This window comes from Iodobacter sp., assembly GCF_025352645.1.
In the GTDB taxonomy this organism is placed as follows: Bacteria; Pseudomonadota; Gammaproteobacteria; order Burkholderiales; family Chitinibacteraceae; genus Iodobacter.
In genome coordinates this window covers 1-4,063 of the sequence record NZ_JANXSO010000029.1, presented here as the reverse complement: position 1 = coordinate 4,063, position 4,063 = coordinate 1, and the positions used below count along the sequence as shown (strand labels likewise).

At 50.6% G+C, this 4,063-nt stretch carries 3 protein-coding genes; all 3 read left to right on the top strand.

Annotated features, from left to right (window positions below; translation table 11 throughout):
- Positions 1-1,330 (top strand): DUF2345 domain-containing protein (locus Q0R17_RS03685; RefSeq protein WP_293932203.1); only part of this gene is annotated, 1,330 nt, incomplete at its 5' end.
- A 2-nt stretch (positions 1,331-1,332) separates the two neighbouring features.
- Entirely contained in the window at positions 1,333-3,219 is a 1,887-nt protein-coding gene (locus Q0R17_RS03680) for a DUF3274 domain-containing protein (RefSeq protein WP_293932202.1), read from the top strand.
- Positions 3,216-4,063, top strand: an 848-nt coding sequence (locus Q0R17_RS03675) for a DUF2875 family protein (RefSeq protein WP_293932201.1), incomplete at its 3' end; no start/stop codon positions are given. The genes Q0R17_RS03680 and Q0R17_RS03675, both read left to right, overlap by 4 nt.

Genomic DNA, 4,063 nt, shown 5'->3' with positions numbered 1-4,063 from the left:
GAATCTGGATGATAAGTCTTCTTGCTGGGTTCGCGTTGCTTACCCTTCGGCGGGGGCAAGCTGGGGTCATCAGTTTATCCCGCGTATCGGCCAAGAAGTTTTAGTCAGCTACCTCGACAACGATATCGACCGGCCCATTGTGACGGGCGTAGTGCATAACGGGAGTCATCAACCGCCCACTTTTAGCGGGGCAGGTGCGCTGCCTGCTAATAAAACCCTCTCTGGCATTAAGACAAAAGAACACGATGGCGGCCAATATGGCGAGCTGCTGTTTGATGATACCCAAGGTGAGGTGCGCACCAAGCTATCCAGCGAACACGCTAAAACGCAGCTCAATCTTGGTTTTTTAACCCACCCCCGTAGCGATGGTAAAGCCACGGCCCGAGGCGAGGGCGCAGAGTTGCGCTCTGATGCCAGCATTAGTATTCGTGCTGCCCAAGGTTTATTGCTGACGACTTATGGCAAATTACAAGCCAGTGGCAATCAACTGGCGCGGACCGAAATGATTGAATTACTCGATCAGTGTGCCGAGCTGTTTAAAGCATTTGGCGACTATGCCAGTAGCAATCAAGCCTTAGCACTGGATCAGGCTGCACAAACAGAGTTGATCGATAGTATTAAGAACTGGGAAAAAGGCAGTAATGCGGACCCGAAAGCTCAGGGTGGCGGCAAGCCGGTGATGAGTTTTACGGCGCAAGCAGGGCTGAGCTTCACTACCCCGCAAACAATCATTACTTATGCCGGATTGAATATAGATGTGGCCGCAAAAAAACACCTGCAATGGACTTCAGGAGAGCGCTTCAGCCTGAATGCAGGTCAGGGTATTAGCCAATTTGCCCAGTCTGGGGATTTCCGCATGATTGCTCATCAAGGGCAATTTCTGATTCAAGCTCAGGCCAATGATTTTATTGCCCAAGCAGAAAAGAACATTCGCATGATCGCAATAGACGGTGAAATCTACCTTATAGCGAAGAAAGTAAACCTGATTGCAGAAGATGGCTCATTTATTAAAGTGGGCGATGGCATTACGCTGGGCACCAAGGGGGCGGTCAATATTAAAGCGGCCAGTAAGTCCATGAGCGGCCCTGCCACTGAAAGTATTAACTTGCCTGCATTTCAATCTGGTAAAGCGGATCAAAAGTTTCAATTGCATTACCCAAGCAGCGACCCAAGCAAACCGCAAATAGCCGCCCTGCGCGATTATGAAATCACCCTAAAAGATGGTAGTAAGCTCAAGGGTGTTTCTGATGCAGAGGGTAAAACTCAATTGCTGGAAGAAACCGGCATGCAAGTCGCCCAAATCCGCATCCTGCCTAAGGAAGAAAAATAACCATGGCCGAAGCAACAGATCAGCCCATTTATGTAGGCCGCAGTTCGGCCCTGTTAATGCCCAATCGCTTCAAAGACACGCCCGTTGAAGTGCAGGCCCATATGCCAGGCATTATTGTCATAATTCACGGGGTAAACGATGTGGGCGTCAGCTACGCCGCGCAGGACATTGGCCTTTGCACGGGCCTAAATGAGCGGCTAGATCGGCCCGACCTTTTTCCAAATGATTTTAGGCTGCCCAAAGAGGGTGATCAGGCGGTAAAAGACCCCGACGCTATTTTTTATCAGCGCATTCCCAACGATAAAACGCATAGCCCAGTGATTCATTTTTTTTGGGGCTATAAGGCGACAGATGAGAATGTTGCCAAGAAGCAAATTCACGAGCAAAACGTTGATTTATTCAAGAACCGCCTCGATAAGCAAAACACCAAGGGCGGTGGCATGTTTAGCAATGCCACCAGCAATATTTCAGATATGTTTCGTGGCTATTTTGAAGGGGGTTTTACCATCTGGCTGGCGAATAAATTTGGCGCAGATAAGGTACATATCGTGAAACAAGCGCCAAACCGCCACTATATGGCACTGGCGGCCAAGCGGCTGGCGGCGTTGGTGCAGCAGATCCGCAAATATAGCCCTGACGATACCATTACCCTGATTGGCCATAGCCAAGGTTGTCTTGTTTCCCTGACGGCTCAGGCTTTTTTAAATATAAAAGGACAACGGGCTGTCGATACCCTGATTATGTGTAATCCACCCTATGGCATACACGAGCCAGGGCTAGATTATTGGACGCAATCGGGCAATGAGCAGCAAACCAGCGGGGCGCGTGAAAAAACCCTGATTGAATTAAGTAAGCTGATTACCCAAACACCGCATACTACCCCGCCACTGGCTGATTTAAACAACAAGCTATGCGCCATGGGCCGCGCAGGCTGCTTATGGAACCCTAGTGAAGGCCAGCGCCCAAGCGAGACAGAAGCCAGAATTGCCTTTCCAGAACGCGATAATCGCGGCAAGGTTTACCTCTACTTTAGCCCGCACGATATGACAGTGGGGCTGGCAAACGTGCAAGGGATAGGCACGCTGGGCGTTAGCCATGAGCTGCTTGCAAAGCTTGGCCCCCAATTTAAGCAACGCATTTGGACATGGCGGCAGCGCCCAGGCCAAGCCCCAGAACACCTAGGCTTGGCCCCGCATGACTATGTGATCCGTAAAGCGGGCGAGCCAACTTATGACGCTGGCTGGCTGGATAACTTTATTCGTAAAAGCGTAAAAGAAGAGGAATCACTGCCCATTAACGCAGAAGAACTAAAACCCACCTTTAAGCCCAACTTACACGCGGATGAAGTGGTGACCACTCAATCTAAAAAACAAACAACTGAAGCCTATGTGGGTGCAGTGGGCATCGATCCGATTGATGCCTGCGATGCGGTGGTGAAAGAGGGCGTGAACTATCTGCCGGATCAAAAGCGTGATGAAACCCCTATCGAGGCAAGGCAGCGCTATCAAGACGATAAAAATGAACATGTGCCCAATTCTTATCACTCGGCGATTGTGAACAATAGCGAGCATCACCGCTGGGTAACGGCAATGGATGTGGCGCTTGGTCAGGGGTTGAGCTTGGATAATCCTGATCGGCGGGCAGTCTTACTGGCGATAGCAGATTGGCGGGTTCCGCTTACAGAGTTGCAAAAACTTAGTGAGTTTCCATCTTTAGAAGCCGATGTGCGCGCGGTGATCGAAGCCAATGCGCTTTATTACAAAGAGGGTATTTTCCCTAAGAATGATATCGTTCCGCTTAAACCTCCGGCCCCTATTGTCGATGAAACCCGCAGACAACGTATGGAAACAACTTCTGAGCCACGGACACCAAGGGGCAAATCACTATGAGTGTTTTACGTCGTGAAGCGCGGCCTCGTTTTTGGCCTTGGCTATTACTGCTGATTGCCAGTTTCGCCATATGGGTCGTCATGGTTGAAGCCGTGATTCGCCCCCCCAGTTTAATTTTGGAGCCTAGCCCCATGATGCAACGCCTTTCTTGGTGGTTTTTACCACCCCTTACCCTTATCCTGACGCTGTTTAGCGGCCTGTGGTTATTCTCTAGTACTAAAGTAGCGGCAGCAGAGCAGCTACAGCAGCAGGTACAAAACAAGGAAGAGGCCCAGCGTACAGCGGCGGTTTTGGCTGCGGCGCAGGCCAAAGAAAAACGCCAATTCAGCTTAGAAATTCGGGGCCTAGGCGTCACGGTCGATCGCTATCGGCAAATGGATATCTGGAAGCGGCTAGATAAAATCAACCACCCGCTTAAAAGCATGCTCTCGCAAAACCCTGACGATTACCCTTGGTCTGAGGTAGAGCGCAGACTAATCCATAGAAAAAGAGTGAACGATACCTTTGCCAATGCCCTGCTGTATTGGGTGGAGCGCTGGCCAATTCCGGTCTTGGTTGCAGATCCTGATCAGGGAATCAATCAAATCCGCGCCGCCCAAAATGGTTCGGGTTTGGCAATCCATATGTTTACCGCAGTGGATGCCAGAATAGGCGATGGGGGCGATCAGTTGGTCGAGCAGTTATTTAAGCTGTTTGATGAAAACCCCGAGCTGCCCGCCGCCGTCTTGCTGGGTGTGGATAGCCAAGATATTAAACGTGTAGTTCGCCGTGATATTGATGCGAAGTTTGTGCCCACCCTCCCCGATTCTATGGCCGCTATTCTAGTGACCCGCACCGACCGAGT

Bases quoted from the DNA above. Each gene is read 5' to 3' on its own strand.
- Q0R17_RS03680 (WP_293932202.1), top strand. From the start codon at position 1,333: ATGGCCGAAGCAACAGATCAGCCCATTTATGTAGGCCGCAGTTCGGCC.